This window comes from Tsuneonella sp. HG222 (genome assembly GCF_053819185.1).
This window is the reverse complement of the sequence record NZ_JBSOQZ010000002.1, coordinates 70,678-84,008: the sequence shown is the minus strand read 5'-3', so window position 1 is coordinate 84,008 and position 13,331 is coordinate 70,678. Positions and strand designations below refer to the sequence as shown.

The following is a 13,331-nucleotide window of genomic DNA, read 5'->3' as shown; positions in this document are numbered from 1 at the left end:
TGCCCCCGTCTTGCAACCTTGGCCGGTCGGGCTAGGCGCCTGCGTCGACCGCGCTCAGCTTCGCGGGCGGCAGGCCTTCGCTTTCGGCCAGGGCGGAAAGCTCTTCCTTGCGCGCCAGCATCGGTTCGAGCAGCGCCTTGAGATCGACATCGGTGTCGCGGCACTTGGCGAACATGCCTTCGTGCGGCTGCTCCTCTTCCTCGACATGGTGCTCGATCAGCTCGCTCAGGACCGTAACCTTGGCCTCGTAGAACTTGTTCTCCGGGCCGCCGTCCATGATGTCGTTGATCAGGACCTTGGCCTCGTCGTGCTCGACCACCGCTTCGTCCAGCATGTCGTCGTCGATCTTGCCGCGGAACGCCGGATAGAAGATCTCTTCCTCGATCATCGCGTGGATCTTCAGTTCGGTGCAGATCGTCTCGGCGATCTCGCGCTTGCGCTCGTCGTCCTCGGTATCCTCGAATTCGTCGAACAGGTCCGCGACCTCTGCGTGGTCCGCGCGAAGGAGCATGATCGCGTCGGTGAATTCTTCGCTCGCCATGGTCTTCATCCTTCCAGTTGCACTCTTGATGACTCGCTATCGCCTGGAAGGCTGTTCCGTTCCGGGGTTGCAGCAAATGTTTCATGTCCGCGCTGCGAGCCGGTCCGGCGCAGGCGCGGGAACGTCGGACGGGTCGATGTCATTTCCTGCTGAAGGAAGGACCCTAACGCATGACCTACAAGCGCGGCCGCCTGGTCGACCACATCCATCTTCGCACACGCGATACCGACGCGACGTTCGCCTTCTACCGCGCCACGCTGGCGGTGCTGGGCGTGGAATGCACGGTGACCGAGACGTATCTTTCGGCCGACGAACTATGGATCGACGCGGGCCAGGGCACCCACGTCCATCTTGCCTTCCAGGCGCCCGACCGGGAGACGGTGGGCCGCTGGTACGAGGCGGGGCTGGCGAACGGGGGGACTGACAACGGTCCGCCGGGCGAACGCCACTACCACCCCGGCTATTACGCCGCGTTCCTGCTGGATCCCGACGGCAACAATGTCGAAGCGGTGTTTCACGGGCCCAACACGCGCAGCGCGCCTGCCGTCGAGGTCACGCCGGGCGATGAATGACGACGGGCGGGAATTGCCGCGCGGGCGGACGGGGGGTTAGCGCGCCTCGCGCAGGTTGAGCACGTGACCGATGGCCACCAGCGTCACGCCGATCACCGTCAGGACCGCTTCCTCGATACCGTGCGGCACCGCCAGCGCCCCGCCCATGAACGACAGGCCGGTCATCGCGGTGACGAACGGCGCGGCGCGCCGATGCTTGATTGCGCCCAGGCCGATGGCGACCGCGGCAACCAGGGTCGCCACGACCAGGCCCCAGCGATGGATCGCCGGATCGAGCAGAAAGGTGCCGCCCACGCCCAGCGCCGAGACGATGGCGATGCTCGCCACGCAGTGCACCGCGCAGAGGCACGAAAGCGTCATGCCCAACCGGTCGAACCGGTGGCGAATCTTGGAGAGGGAAACGGCCATTCCGGACGCCTAGATATGTGACGGTGTATCGTCGCGCAAGCGCTGCGTGGCCGGAAAACCGCGCTTTAACTTGCGATTCGCCCGCTTCACGGGCAAATCGCAACGCCAGCCATGGTCGCCGCAACCGAGAACCTGCCCCTGGGCAACCGGTCCGAACGCGCGGCATTGCGTCCGCGCGCCATCGCACACTGGCTATTCGTGGTTGCGGCGCTCGTCGTCATGATGGTCGCGGTGGGCGGAATCACCCGGCTGACCGAATCCGGCCTGTCGATCACCGAATGGAAGCCGGTGACCGGCGCGATCCCCCCGCTGACCGAAGCGCAGTGGCAGGCCGAATTCGCCGCCTATCAGCGCATCGGCGAATATCGCCAGGTCAACGGGCCGGCCGGGATGACCCTGGCGGATTATAAGTTCATCTATTTCTGGGAATGGCTGCACCGCCTTCTGGGGCGGGTGATCGGGCTGGCCTTCGCCCTGCCGCTGGCGTGGTTCTGGGCGCGGCGCGCGATCCCGCGCGGCTACAAGGCGCCGCTCGTCGGGTTGCTTGCGCTCGGCGGCCTGCAGGGCGTGTTCGGCTGGTTCATGGTCCGCTCCGGCATCAACGAAACCTCGACCGACGTGAGCCACTTCTGGCTTTCGATCCACCTGCTGACCGCGCTGTTGACGCTGGCGCTGCTCGTCTGGGTCGCGCTCGACATGAAGGCGCTGGAGCGCGATCCAGCCCAGCATCCGGCACGGCTGACCGGGCTCGCGGCGGGGACGTCGGGGGTCCTGTTCGTGCAATTGCTGCTGGGCGCCTGGGTCGCCGGGCTGAACGCGGGCCTGGCCAGCGATACCTGGCCGCTGATGAACGGGCGGCTGGTGCCCGAATACTCCGGCAACGTTCTCTGGGCCGCGACGCACGACCCGTTCCTGACCCATTTTCTCCACCGCTGGTGGGCCTGGGTGGCCGTGGCGATGCTGGTCTGGCTGGCGCGGCGGGTGCGCCCGCTGAATCGCCGCGCCTCCGTGGCGCTTCATTCGGCCTTCGGGGTGCAGATCCTGCTGGGCATCGCAACGGTCCTGACCGGAGTGGCGCTGTGGCTGGCCGTGCTGCACCAGCTGGTGGGTGCGCTGCTGGTTGCGGCCACGGCATGGGCCGCTCACGTGGCCGGCCGCCGATGACGCCGGCGCATTCTCTCTCGCTGCCCGCGCTCGCGCAGCGCCGCTCGTTCCTGCGGTGGGCCGCCGTGTCGATGCTCGTCGGCACGGGGGCCACCAGGGCCCTGGCCCGGCCGACCCCGGCGGACGCCTTCCTGCCTCCGGCGAGGCCGATGCAGTTCACCCGCCTGCTCGAACGGCCGCTGGGGACCGGGTACCGTTTCATGGTCGAACGCGCGTTCGCGGTGCGCTTCTCCCGCGATCCCGAGGGGTTCGTGCTGACCGGAGCGCAGACCGCCGTCGAGGTCGACGCGCCCGCGCGGCTGGCCGAACTGGCCGGGCTGGAGCGCCAGAGGGTCGAGCAGGGCCTGTTCCCGCTGCGGCTCGATGCCTCCGGCCTGATCGACGACGTCGCCAGGACAGTCCCCACCGCGGGCGTCGAACAGGCGCTCGCCGCGACCCGCGCGGTCCTGGCCAAGGCGCAGCTCGATGCCGGCGACCAGGCCGAAGCGGCCCGCTTCATGGCGCTGGTGCACACCTCGGCGGCAAGCTTCCTGTCGCGCCTGCCGATCGATCTCTTCGCGCCCTCCGCGGCGCACCGCGTCGAAGAGCGGGCGCTGCAGCTGCCGAACGGTGCTGGCGGGATCGTCAAGGTCGAGTTCCAGGCGCAAGCCGACGCGGCCTCGGGCGTGATGCAGCGCGCCGAGCGCGAGATCACCACCACGATCGAGGGGGAGAGCCGGGTGACGCGCGAAACCTGGACGCTGGCCCCGCTCGAAACCGGCGCAGGGGTGCTGGCCGCGGGCGGCTAGGCCGGACCGGCCTCAATTGCCGCCCCGGCGCTGGAGGTATTATTTTACCTCTCCGCAAACCCGCCGGATACCTTGACTTCGGAGCCATCGGCGCACAAATGCCGCGCTCCCCGCGACCGGTCATCGAATCGGCCGCACGGATGTATTTCATAAACTAGGGTACTCAAGCCATGAAGGCGCTCAGCAAGCAGACCCGGTCGATCAAGCCGGCCGAGGTCGACAAGAAGTGGCACCTGATCGACGCCGACGGTCTCGTCGTCGGCCGTCTCGCGGTGATCATCGCCAACCACCTGCGCGGCAAGCACAAGCCGAGCTTCACCCCGCACGTCGATTGCGGCGACCACGTCGTCGTGATCAACGCCGACAAGGTGCGGTTCACGGGCAACAAGCTCAAGACGCAGACCTACTACAAGCACACCGGCTATGCCGGCGGCCTGAAGGAAGTCACCGCCGACAAGGTCCTCGCCGGCCGTTTCCCCGAGCGTGTCCTCGAGAAGGCTGTCGAGCGCATGATCCCGCGCGGCCCGCTCGGCCGCGACCAGATGCGCGCGCTGCACCTCTACGCCGGCACCGAGCACCCGCACGACGGGCAGAAGCCCGAAGTGCTCGACGTCGCTTCGCTCAATCGCAAGAACAAGGTGGCCAAGTGATGGCTGACGAAAAGAACACCGTGTCGGATCTCGCCGACCTCAAGGACATCGCCGGCAACGGCGCCACCGCCGCGGCCGCTCCCGCCGAAGACGGCACCGAGCATGTCGTCGCTCCGGTTTCCAACGCCCCGCTGCGCGAGAAGGAAATCGACGCGCAGGGCCGTTCCTACGCCACCGGCCGCCGCAAGGATGCCGTGGCGCGTGTCTGGCTCAAGCCGGGCAGCGGCAAGATCGTCGTCAACGGACGCGAGCAGGAGGTCTACTTCGCCCGTCCGTCGCTGCGCCTCGTGATCAACCAGCCATTCCAGGTTGCGGACCGCGAAGGTCAGTACGACGTCGTCGCCACCGTCAAGGGCGGCGGGCTCTCGGGCCAGGCGGGCGCGGTCAAGCATGGCATCAGCCAGGCTTTGACCAAGTTCGAACCCGAACTGCGCGCCGCGGTCAAGGCCGCCGGGTTCCTGACCCGCGACAGCCGCGTCGTCGAACGCAAGAAGTACGGCCGCGCCAAGGCTCGCCGCAGCTTCCAGTTCTCGAAGCGCTAAACGAATACTCTCCGCGACGGCGGAGATGCGAAGGGCGGTCCCGCAAGGGGCCGCCCTTTTCGTTAGTGGACCGGCGGATCGACCGGCGGAACGGTGTGCACCGGGGCAACCGGCTCCCCGGCCTCACGCGGCGGGAGCGCATTTTCGGGCACCTTGTCGATCTGCATGGCAGACGTCGGGACATCGCCCAGGTTGCGCACCGCGACCTCGATGCCCGCGCCATCGAGCCGCAGATCGTTGAAGCTCGGCGGACTCGAGCGGATGCGCTGCGAAAGGGTCCCCGCCCCGATCATCCGCAACGGACCGGCGGCGGTTTCGACCACCAGGTCGAAAGCATCGTGCACATGCCCGCTCAGGACGGCGACGACACCTTTTTCGGCGAGGGCCTCCATCGCGCGGGTGCCGTTGATCGTCAGCAGCTTGCCCTTCGGATCGCGCTCGGTCAGCGGATGATGGGCGGTGACGATCACACGGGTGCCGGGCGGTTGCTTGTCGATCGCGGCCAGTGTCTGGCGCAGGGCCCTGTCCGTCACCCAACCGTTCGACCAGGGGAAACGCCACTGTGCCCGGGTCGCGGTCTTCAACGGCACGATCGCCAGACCGGGAAGGTCGATCTCCTTCTCGACGACGGCCTCGATGGCCCGGAAGCGGCGGTAGGGATCGACGAACCGCTCGATCAGGTTGAAGTACGGCATGTCGTGATTGCCCACCTCGACGGTGACCGGAAGGTCGAGCGAACTGATCCAGTCGCAGGCTGCGGCGAATTCGCGGTGCCGGGCACGCATCGTCAGATCGCCGGTGATGCAGACTGCATCCGGCCGCTCGCGCTCGATGCATTCCTTGGCCCAGGCCACCGCGCCCTCATGCTCGAGGCCGAAGTGAATGTCGGATATGTGAAACAGCCGGATCATACCGGGGCTGTGGCCGATGCGAAGCCGCGGTTCAACTCTCGGCCGCGCCACATAATGCAAGGAAGACAAGGTCCGCGGTCCGCAAGGCGATCGATTCCTCCTGCTGGCCGGTCGCCCGTTCGCCGTCGATCATGAGGTTGATCGGGGCTTCCGAGTGCAGGAGCACGCGCGAGTGCAACCCCAGTTCGTCATGCGGGCCGCCCCGAAAATCGCGCATCAGCAGCGCGAGGCCCTGCTGGAGGACCTCGCCCACGTCTTCTGCGCGATAGCCGTCGACCTGCATCTTCTCGCCCGTCGCGGTCAGGAGCAGGGCCGGATAGCCTTCGATGCTGCCGATCTTCGGTTCGGCGACCACGACGGCGGGCCCGTCTGTCGTCTGCTGGATCGCTTCCCCGGCAGTTCTTGCGATCCCGGCCACATCGAACTCGCGCAGAGTCTCGCGAACGTCCGACCATGCGGCGCCTGGGCCTGCCAGGACCTCGGAATGGGCGAAGCCCTGCGACGTCTGGATGACCTTGCGCGATACTTCGCACAAAGTGCCCTGTTCGAAGCCTGCGAGGATTGCGTCCACGGTGGAGCCCTCGCCGTGCAAGGAGCGCGACAGCAGGTTGGTCGTTCCGCCGGGAAGTACGAGGATCTTGCCGCCGAACCCCTCAGCCAGCTTCAGCGCGGCGTTCGCCGTGCCGTCACCGGTGAAGATCGCCAGGACATCGGGCCCGTCGACGGCGAGCATGTCCTTGCTCGGCAATTCGTCGCGCGGGACCGCGAAAACCCGGTCGGGTGCGAGCCGGTCGCACAGGTCCCCTACGACGGCTTCATCGTTACTGCCGCTGGCCTCGTTGCAGATCAGCCAGACGGTCGGTTTGTTCCCCATGGCGTGCAAGCGCGCGATGGGCGTTATCGGTTCCCGCCCGCCGACTGTCAGCGCCGCTTTGCCAGGATCAGCCAGGCACCCAGACCGTTGAGCAGCGAATAGCCGAGGTAGATCCATCCCCACAGCGAAGCGCCGCCCGCGACTGCCAGCAGCGCCGCCAGCAGGAGGATGAATTCGAGGGCAAGCGTCCCGCGCCCGCCGAGCTTGCGAACGGCCGGAGCCAGATGCTCGATGGCGGGATGTCCGCTTTCAAGCACCGCCTTGTGCAAGGCGAAATTGGCCGTGCCGAGGGCAAAGACGAGCGCAACAAGGAGCATCGCGCCACCCTGACGCCTTCCGGGCTTTGCAATCAACCGTTCGCCTGCCGTTTAATGCTGTTCGTCGCCCCGCACGGCGCCCGTCGCGGCCGCAGCGCGGCCCGTCGAAACGGAGGCGAGGTTTGCGCGGTTAACGCCGATTGTCGGTCCTGCGCCGCGGCTCGCCCCCAGTCCCTCGGGTCGCGGCGCTCCCCACCAGAACCAAGCCGTCAGCGGCCCGCCATCGACTTGACGCGCCGCAGATAGGTCCGCCCGATGCGCAGCGTCTGGCCGCTTTCCAGTTCGGCCGCCCACACCCCGAGGCCCTCGTGCTTGAGCCCCCGGATCGCCTCGCGACGCAGGATCGTCGAGCGGTGAATGCGGATGAACTCGTCTGGATCGAGCTTTTCCTCCAGGCCGGCGATCGTCTGCAGCAGCAGGTAGCTGCGCGCACCGTCGCCCGATCCGACATGGAGCCTGACGTAGTCGCGCTCGGCGTCGATACGGTCGACCTGGGCCGCCTCGATGCGCAGCAGTTCGGACCGGTGCGGCACCCAGAATTCCTGCAGCCACTGGCTTTCCCCCCGCCGCCTGCTGCCGCCGCGCGCCACGGCCCGCGACACCGCGCGCTCCAGCCGGTCCGCCGCGACGGGCTTGAGTACGTAGTCGACCGCGTCGAGATCGAACGCCTCGACCGCGAAATCCTCGTGCGCGGTGACGAAAATCACCGCCGGAGGATTGCCCGCCTCGGCGATCTGCCGGGCGACTTCGAGACCGTCGAGGCCGGGCATCGTCATGTCGAGCAGCAGGAGGTCGGGCGCGAGCTTGGCGGCCAGGCGCAGCGCCGATTCGCCGTCGCTGGCCGTGCCCACGACGTTCAGCGCCTCGATCTCGGCGCAAAGGACCTGCATCCGCTCGATCGCGAGCGGCTCGTCGTCGACGATCAGCGTGCGCAGGGGTCCGGTCGCCGCGTCCTCGCGTTTACCCTGTTCGTCCATCACGGTCATGCCGCATTCCTCATTTCGCCGAGAAGGGGGAGGCGCAGATGCGTGGCGTATCCCTCCGAAGTCGGGCCCGAAACGACGCTCGCCTCGTCACCGAAGCGGGCCGCCAGGCGCTGCTGCACGTTGCCCAGCCCGATGCCGAAGCCCGGGCGCGGCTCGGACGATTTTGCCAGCGAGCCGCCATCGTCGGCCACGGTGACGACGAGCCGGCCGTATTCCTCGCGCGCGGACAGGGTGATCGTCACCTTGCCCGCGGTGGGCGCAACGGCGTGCTTTACCGAATTCTCCACCAGCGGCTGCAGCACCATCCCGGGCACCAGGGCGCCGCTGAGGGTGTCGGGCAGGTCGTATTTCGCTTCGAGACGATCGGGGAACCGCGCGGTCTCGATGTCGAGATAGAGGCGCTGCAGGTCGAACTCCTCGCGCAGCGGCACGTCGGTGGTCGGATCGTCGGCCAGGCTGCGGCGGTAGAAGGTGCTCATCGTCTGGATCATCCGCTCGGCCGCCGCGGTCCTGCCGGTGAGGACCAGGGCCGAGAGCGAATTGAGCGTATTGAACAGGAAGTGCGGATTGACCTGGTATCGCAGCGAGCGCAGCTCGGCCGCCTTGGCGGCGCGCCGGAACTGGCCCTCGCGCCGCTCCGCCACGCGGGTCTTCTCGGTCGTCAGCATGGCGAGATAGAAGGCACACCAGGCGAGCAGCAGGTAATACCGGCCGAACCCGATCTCGGCGATGCTCTGCCAGACGCGCATCTCTTCGGACTGGCGGCTGATCGTGACAGCACCCTGCGTTTCGGGCAGCGCCTTTTCGACCAGGAGGTCGCCGGAAGAATCGTCGCGCCGGACCTGCAGGCCCTGCTGCTCGGCCATGCGCCTGAGGGCACGCTCCTCGACCGGGCGGAAGACGATCTGGTTGACCTGCGCCAGCATGACGGCGACCGGCAGCGACAGCAGCAGCGCGGCGGTGATCTTGGTCCACAAGGGCCGGTGGTCGAACAGCCGCAGGACCAGCCACAGCCCGATCATCACCGGCACCCCCGCGAGGCACACGAGGGCGCGGCGCCAGATCATCTCCTCCTCGAAACCCAGGTCCATCGCCAGCGAGCGCAGGGTGAGGAGTATGAAGTAGCAGACCCACAGGCCGACGATCGATGCGAGCACGGCGGCGAACGGAACGCGGGCCGGCCCCTCGTCGAGGTTTTCGTAGTCCATCACCGCGCCATAGACGGGGCGGGGGCGGGTTCGCCAGCGCGGATGTCGAGGCGATTCGGCGCTTGGTCGATGCGGATCGAGCGCTCCTAGAGGGCGCCGGACAGCTGTTCGGCGGCGATTTTGGCCTTCCACTCGGCCGGTGCGAGCGCGTGCACGTTGTTCCCGGCCGAATCGACCGCGACCGTCACCGGCATGTCCTCGACCGTGAATTCGTAGATCGCTTCCATGCCCAGATCCTCGAACGCGACGACGCGGGCCTGCTTGATCGCGCGGCTGACGAGATAGGCGGCGCCGCCGACGGCCATCAGGTAGGCGACCTTGTGCCGGGCGATTTCCTGCACCGCGCCCTGCCCGCGTTCGGCCTTGCCGATCATCGCCAGCAGGCCGAGTTCGAGCATCGTGTCGGTGAACTTGTCCATCCGCGTCGCGGTAGTCGGGCCGGCCGGGCCGACGACCTCGCCGACGACCGGATCGACCGGGCCGACATAGTAGATCGCCCGGCCGCGGAAATCGACCGGCAGCGACTCGCCCTTGGCGAGCATGTCCTTGATCCGCTTGTGCGCCGCGTCGCGGCCGGTCAGCATCGCGCCGTTCAGCAGCAGCCGGTCGCCGGCCTTCCAGCCCGCCACCTCTTCCGGGGTCAGGCTGTCGAGATCGACGCGCTTGGCCGCCGCGTCGGGTTTCCAGTGCACTTCGGGCCAGTCCGACAATTTCGGCGCCTCGAGATAGCTCGGCCCCGTGCCGTCGAGCGTGAAGTGCGCGTGGCGGGTGGCCGCGCAGTTGGGGATCATCGCCACCGGCTTGCCCGCCGCGTGGCACGGCCAGTCCATGATCTTGACGTCGAGGATCGTCGCCAGCCCGCCCAGCCCCTGCGCCCCGATGCCCAGCGCGTTGACCTTGTCGAAAATCTCGATCCGCAGCGCCTCGAGGTCGCTCTGCGGGCCGCGCGCCTTGAGCTGCGCCATGTCGATCGGCTCCATCAGGCTCTGCTTGGCGAGCTTGACGCAATGTTCGGCGGTGCCGCCGATGCCGATCCCCAGCATGCCGGGCGGACACCAGCCCGCGCCCATCTGCGGCAGCATCTCGAGCACCCAGTCGACGATGCTGTCGCTCGGATTCATCATCTTGAACTTCGACTTGTTCTCGCTGCCCCCGCCCTTTGCAGCCACGTCGACGGCGACGGTGCCGCCCGGCACCATCTCGACGGACAGGACGCACGGCGTGTTGTCGCGCGTGTTGCGGCGGGTGAAGGCCGGATCGGCCAGGACCGAGGCGCGCAACTTGTTCTCGGGATGATTGTAGGCCCGCCGCACGCCTTCATCGACCACGTCCTGCAGCGAGCGGCGGGACTCGAGCCGGCAGTCCTGCCCCCATTTGACGAAGACATTGACGATCCCGGTGTCCTGGCAGATCGGCCGGTGCCCTTCGGCACACATGCGGCTGTTGGTCAGGATCTGCGCGATGGCGTCCTTCGCCGCCGGACCCTGCTCCGCCTCGTAGGCATCGCCCAGCGCGCGGATGTAGTCCATCGGGTGGTAGTAGCTGATGAACTGCAGCGCATCGGCCACGCTCTCGATCAGGTCGTCCTCGCGGATCGTGACCATGTCGTTCATCGGTGAAAGGCTCCTGTCGGCAGATTTCGCCGCGCCATAGGCGCGCGCGCCCGCTGTGGTCAAAGCGCTTCGCATCGGTTGCAAAAGACAACTTGCGACAACCGTGCCATTGCCCGTGGCGCATGCCTGCCCTAAGGCTCGGCGCGCGTTGGACAGACGAGAGATTCAGCCCCGGTGACAACCGTTCAAGAGCACCCGCGGACAGACCTGGCCGCCGCCCGCAAGGCGATGATCGACAGCCAGCTGCGGACCAGCGGCGTCAACGCCCCGTACGTGCTCGCCCGCATGGCCGCCGTGCCGCGCGAAGACCACGTCCCGCAAGCCGCGCGCTCGATCGCCTACATGGACCGGGCGATTCCGCTCGCCGACGGGAAGGCGCTGGCCGCCCCGCTGGTCCACGGCCAGATCCTGCAGGAAGCCGCGCCGACCATCGCCGACAAGGCGCTGCTGGTCGATGGCGGCAGCGGCTACCTCGCCGCGCTCGTCCGCCCGCTCGTGGGCTCGCTCGACGTCGTGACCCCGGCGGAGGCCTGCGAGGCTTCGCGCAAGGGCGGCTACACGTTGCTGCTGATCGACGGTGCGGCCGAGGAGATCCCGGCAGCGCTGGTGAAGCGCCTTGAAGACGGCGCCCGCGTCGTCGGCGGGGCCGTGCGCAATGGTCTGACCCGGCTGGTGACCGGCCGCAAGGCCGCGGGGGCGCTCGCCCTCCTGCCGCTGGCCGAAATCGGCATGCCGGTCCTGACCGAATTCGCCAGGCCGAAACGCTGGAGCTTCTGATCGTGCATGCCCGGGCCTGTCGCATAGCCTTGCTGGCCGGTGCGTGCCTTGTCGCGACGCCGGCCCAGGCCGACACCTTGAAGGAGGCGCTCGCGCTCGCCTATGAGAACAATCCCTCGCTGGAAGCAGCGCGGGCCAACCAGCGCGCGGTCGACGAGAACGTCGTCATCGAACGCGCGGACGCCCTGCCATCGGCCAGCGCCAACGCTTCGCTGACCGAGTTCCTCTACGACAGCGACGACGGGCCCGGCCCCAAGCGCCAGCTGTCGATCGGCCCGTCCGTTTCGCTTCCGATCTATTCGGGCGGCGCGACGCGCAACTCGATCCGCGCGGCGGAAACCCGGGTCCTGGCCGGCCGCGCCGACCTGCGCGGTAGCGAGAGCGATCTCTTCCTCGCCGTGGTGGCGGCCTACATGGACGTGATCCGCGGCGAAGCGCTGGTCGGGCTGTCGAGCAACAACGTCCAGGTGCTCGACGTCAACCTGCAGGCGACGAGCGACCGGTTCGAGATCGGCGACCTGACCCGGACCGACGTCGCGCAGTCCGAATCCCGCCTGGCCCTGGCACGGGGCGACCTGCGCAGCGCGCAGGCGAGCCTGATCGCGGCGCGCGAGGACTATATCGCACTGGTCGGCAAGGCGCCCGACAGCCTGCAGCCCCCGCCGCCGCTGCCCGGCCTGCCGGAAAGCACCGCCGAAGCGGTCGACGTCGCGCTGCAGAACAACCCCGACCTGCTCGCTGCGCAGGAACGGGCCAAGGCCGCGGGCTACGACATCAGGGTCGCCGGGGCGAGCCGCCTGCCGAGCGTTTCGGTCTTCGTCGGCGGCAACTATTCGGACTACCTCGGCTCCGTGCCCAGTTCGCTGGGTACGATCATCGCCAACTCCAACAGCTCGGCCCAGGCGGGAGTGCGCGCAACCGTGCCGCTGTACCAGGGTGGCCGTCCGGCAGCCTTCGAGCGCCAGGCGCAGGCCCGTGCGTCCGCCGCGCTGGAGCAGGTCGTGGCGACCGAGCGCGGGGTGATTGCCGACGTGCGTTCGGCCTATGCCTCGTGGCGCTCGGCCAACGAGATCATTTCCGCCACCCAGACCGCGGTGGACGCCGCTTCGCTCAGCCTCGAGGGCGTGCGGGCCGAAAACAGCGTGGGCAACCGCACGATCCTGAACATCCTGGATGCCCAGCAGGAACTGCTGCGCGCCGAAGTCCAGCTCGTGACCGCGCGGCGCAACGCCTACGTCGCCGGATTCCAGCTGCTCGCCGCGATGGGCCGGGCCGAAGCCCGCGACCTGGGCCTGGGCGATACCGGTCCGCTCTACGACCCGGTCGACAACTACGAGCGGGTCAGCCGGATCATCTGGGACTGGCACATGGAGCCCGATCCGGTGACCCAGAGCACCCGCACCGTTGACATCCCCGCGCCCGATGCGGACATTCCGCCCGAACAGCAGTTGGCTCCGAACACGGGATACTCGAACTGATGCGGCAGGATGGCGAACCGACGGTCGAAGAGATTCTCGAATCGATCAAGAAGGTAATCGCCCGCGACAACCGCGAAATGGCCAGCGTGGAGCGCCGCCGCCGCGAGAGCGCGGGCGTGGCGGATACCTATCCCGAGCCGGTCGACGATGAAGAGGCCGAGGAAATCCTCGATCTCGAACTCGATTCCGAACTGCAAGAGGATACCGCCGCAAGCCAGCCGGAAGCCCCGCTGACCACCGAGCGGACCGCCGGGGCGATGCGCGAATCGCTCGCCGCGCTGGCCATGCTGGCCGAGCCCGGCGCTCAGCCGCAGATCGTTCGCTCGGGCGAAACCTCGCTCGAAGGCCTGGTGCGTGATATGCTGCGCCCGATGCTGGCCCAGTGGCTCGAAGCTAATCTGCCGCCGATCGTCGACCGGCTGGTCCAGGCCGAGATCGCCCGGATCGCTGGCAAGAAAGGCTGACCGTCTCCGGTCCGCCGACCGAGTCTCCGCCGACCGTC

16 protein-coding genes are annotated in these 13,331 nt (G+C 68.1%); 8 read left to right on the top strand and 8 right to left on the bottom strand.

Annotated elements, in window-relative coordinates; all coding sequences use genetic code 11:
* Window positions 1-31 precede the first annotated feature (31 nt).
* Complete coding sequence (locus ACWPMZ_RS11975) at window positions 32-541, bottom strand: hemerythrin domain-containing protein (protein ID WP_455704292.1); 510 nt, start codon at window positions 539-541, stop codon at window positions 32-34.
* Between the two features lie 170 nt (window positions 542-711).
* Here ACWPMZ_RS11975 and ACWPMZ_RS11970 point away from each other — a divergent pair, with 170 nt between their 5' ends.
* Window positions 712-1,113 carry a VOC family protein gene (locus ACWPMZ_RS11970; protein ID WP_455704291.1) on the top strand — a complete coding sequence of 134 codons (402 nt, stop codon included), beginning with the start codon at window positions 712-714 and terminating at the stop codon, window positions 1,111-1,113.
* A gap of 36 nt (window positions 1,114-1,149) precedes the next feature.
* On the opposite strand, the gene ACWPMZ_RS11965 is transcribed toward ACWPMZ_RS11970, so the two are convergent.
* A complete protein-coding gene (locus ACWPMZ_RS11965; RefSeq protein WP_455704290.1) occupies window positions 1,150-1,521 on the bottom strand; it encodes a MerC domain-containing protein in 372 nt (123 codons plus the stop codon).
* A 111-nt stretch (window positions 1,522-1,632) separates the two neighbouring features.
* Here ACWPMZ_RS11965 and ACWPMZ_RS11960 point away from each other — a divergent pair, with 111 nt between their 5' ends.
* The 4 genes from ACWPMZ_RS11960 to rpsI all read left to right on the top strand — a co-directional run bounded on the left by ACWPMZ_RS11960 (window position 1,633) and on the right by rpsI (window position 4,665).
* A complete protein-coding gene (locus ACWPMZ_RS11960) occupies window positions 1,633-2,685 on the top strand; it encodes a COX15/CtaA family protein (RefSeq protein ID WP_455704289.1) in 1,053 nt (350 codons plus the stop codon).
* Window positions 2,682-3,473 carry a hypothetical protein gene (locus ACWPMZ_RS11955; protein WP_455704288.1) on the top strand — a complete coding sequence of 264 codons (792 nt, stop codon included), beginning with the start codon at window positions 2,682-2,684 and terminating at the stop codon, window positions 3,471-3,473. The genes ACWPMZ_RS11960 and ACWPMZ_RS11955 overlap by 4 nt, the downstream gene beginning before the upstream one ends.
* Window positions 3,474-3,643: 170 nt before the next feature.
* Entirely contained in the window at window positions 3,644-4,123 is a 480-nt protein-coding gene (gene rplM, locus ACWPMZ_RS11950; RefSeq protein WP_455704287.1) for a 50S ribosomal protein L13, read from the top strand.
* Window positions 4,123-4,665, top strand: coding sequence for a 30S ribosomal protein S9 (gene rpsI, locus ACWPMZ_RS11945; RefSeq protein ID WP_455704286.1), 543 nt, complete (start codon window positions 4,123-4,125; stop codon window positions 4,663-4,665). The genes rplM and rpsI overlap by 1 nt, the downstream gene beginning before the upstream one ends.
* A gap of 62 nt (window positions 4,666-4,727) precedes the next feature.
* On the opposite strand, the gene ACWPMZ_RS11940 is transcribed toward rpsI, so the two are convergent.
* The 6 genes from ACWPMZ_RS11940 to ACWPMZ_RS11915 all read right to left on the bottom strand — a co-directional run bounded on the left by ACWPMZ_RS11940 (window position 4,728) and on the right by ACWPMZ_RS11915 (window position 10,574).
* Window positions 4,728-5,576, bottom strand: a complete 849-nt coding sequence (locus ACWPMZ_RS11940) for a metallophosphoesterase family protein (RefSeq protein ID WP_455704285.1) — start codon at window positions 5,574-5,576, stop codon at window positions 4,728-4,730.
* A gap of 31 nt (window positions 5,577-5,607) precedes the next feature.
* Window positions 5,608-6,450 carry a diacylglycerol kinase family protein gene (locus tag ACWPMZ_RS11935; protein ID WP_455704284.1) on the bottom strand — a complete coding sequence of 281 codons (843 nt, stop codon included), beginning with the start codon at window positions 6,448-6,450 and terminating at the stop codon, window positions 5,608-5,610.
* A gap of 47 nt (window positions 6,451-6,497) precedes the next feature.
* Window positions 6,498-6,767, bottom strand: coding sequence for a hypothetical protein (locus ACWPMZ_RS11930; RefSeq protein WP_455704283.1), 270 nt, complete (start codon window positions 6,765-6,767; stop codon window positions 6,498-6,500).
* A 209-nt stretch (window positions 6,768-6,976) separates the two neighbouring features.
* Window positions 6,977-7,753, bottom strand: a complete 777-nt coding sequence (locus tag ACWPMZ_RS11925) for a LytR/AlgR family response regulator transcription factor (protein WP_455704282.1) — start codon at window positions 7,751-7,753, stop codon at window positions 6,977-6,979.
* Window positions 7,750-8,961 (bottom strand): sensor histidine kinase, encoded by a 1,212-nt coding sequence (locus tag ACWPMZ_RS11920; RefSeq protein ID WP_455704281.1) that lies wholly within the window; start codon window positions 8,959-8,961, stop codon window positions 7,750-7,752. Before ACWPMZ_RS11920 ends, ACWPMZ_RS11925 begins: the two co-directional genes overlap by 4 nt.
* 86 nt (window positions 8,962-9,047) lie before the next feature.
* A complete protein-coding gene (locus ACWPMZ_RS11915; RefSeq protein WP_455704280.1) occupies window positions 9,048-10,574 on the bottom strand; it encodes a fumarate hydratase in 1,527 nt (508 codons plus the stop codon).
* Window positions 10,575-10,748: 174 nt separating this feature from the next.
* Here ACWPMZ_RS11915 and ACWPMZ_RS11910 point away from each other — a divergent pair, with 174 nt between their 5' ends.
* Genes ACWPMZ_RS11910 through ACWPMZ_RS11900 form a run of 3 tightly spaced genes read left to right on the top strand, consistent with a single transcriptional unit; the run spans window position 10,749 to window position 13,293 of the window.
* Window positions 10,749-11,351, top strand: coding sequence for a protein-L-isoaspartate O-methyltransferase family protein (locus ACWPMZ_RS11910; protein ID WP_455704279.1), 603 nt, complete (start codon window positions 10,749-10,751; stop codon window positions 11,349-11,351).
* A complete protein-coding gene (locus tag ACWPMZ_RS11905) occupies window positions 11,351-12,829 on the top strand; it encodes a TolC family outer membrane protein (protein WP_455705143.1) in 1,479 nt (492 codons plus the stop codon). Before ACWPMZ_RS11910 ends, ACWPMZ_RS11905 begins: the two co-directional genes overlap by 1 nt.
* Window positions 12,829-13,293: a DUF2497 domain-containing protein gene (locus tag ACWPMZ_RS11900; protein WP_455704278.1), complete on the top strand. Its 465-nt coding sequence runs from the start codon at window positions 12,829-12,831 to the stop codon at window positions 13,291-13,293. Before ACWPMZ_RS11905 ends, ACWPMZ_RS11900 begins: the two co-directional genes overlap by 1 nt.
* Window positions 13,294-13,331: the final 38 nt, after the last annotated feature.

Excerpts from the sequence above, each read along its gene's own strand:
- ACWPMZ_RS11975 (WP_455704292.1), bottom strand. The coding sequence starts at position 541 with ATGGCGAGCGAAGAATTCACCGACGCGATCATGCTCCTTCGCGCGGAC.
- ACWPMZ_RS11970 (WP_455704291.1), top strand. The coding sequence starts at position 712 with ATGACCTACAAGCGCGGCCGCCTGGTCGACCACATCCATCTTCGCACA.
- ACWPMZ_RS11965 (WP_455704290.1), bottom strand. The coding sequence starts at position 1,521 with ATGGCCGTTTCCCTCTCCAAGATTCGCCACCGGTTCGACCGGTTGGGC.
- ACWPMZ_RS11960 (WP_455704289.1), top strand. The coding sequence starts at position 1,633 with ATGGTCGCCGCAACCGAGAACCTGCCCCTGGGCAACCGGTCCGAACGC.
- ACWPMZ_RS11955 (WP_455704288.1), top strand. The coding sequence starts at position 2,682 with ATGACGCCGGCGCATTCTCTCTCGCTGCCCGCGCTCGCGCAGCGCCGC.
- rplM (WP_455704287.1), top strand. The coding sequence starts at position 3,644 with ATGAAGGCGCTCAGCAAGCAGACCCGGTCGATCAAGCCGGCCGAGGTC.
- rpsI (WP_455704286.1), top strand. The coding sequence starts at position 4,123 with ATGGCTGACGAAAAGAACACCGTGTCGGATCTCGCCGACCTCAAGGAC.
- ACWPMZ_RS11940 (WP_455704285.1), bottom strand. The coding sequence starts at position 5,576 with ATGATCCGGCTGTTTCACATATCCGACATTCACTTCGGCCTCGAGCAT.
- ACWPMZ_RS11935 (WP_455704284.1), bottom strand. The coding sequence starts at position 6,450 with ATGGGGAACAAACCGACCGTCTGGCTGATCTGCAACGAGGCCAGCGGC.
- ACWPMZ_RS11930 (WP_455704283.1), bottom strand. The coding sequence starts at position 6,767 with ATGCTCCTTGTTGCGCTCGTCTTTGCCCTCGGCACGGCCAATTTCGCC.
- ACWPMZ_RS11925 (WP_455704282.1), bottom strand. The coding sequence starts at position 7,753 with ATGACCGTGATGGACGAACAGGGTAAACGCGAGGACGCGGCGACCGGA.
- ACWPMZ_RS11920 (WP_455704281.1), bottom strand. The coding sequence starts at position 8,961 with ATGGACTACGAAAACCTCGACGAGGGGCCGGCCCGCGTTCCGTTCGCC.
- ACWPMZ_RS11915 (WP_455704280.1), bottom strand. The coding sequence starts at position 10,574 with ATGAACGACATGGTCACGATCCGCGAGGACGACCTGATCGAGAGCGTG.
- ACWPMZ_RS11900 (WP_455704278.1), top strand. The coding sequence starts at position 12,829 with ATGCGGCAGGATGGCGAACCGACGGTCGAAGAGATTCTCGAATCGATC.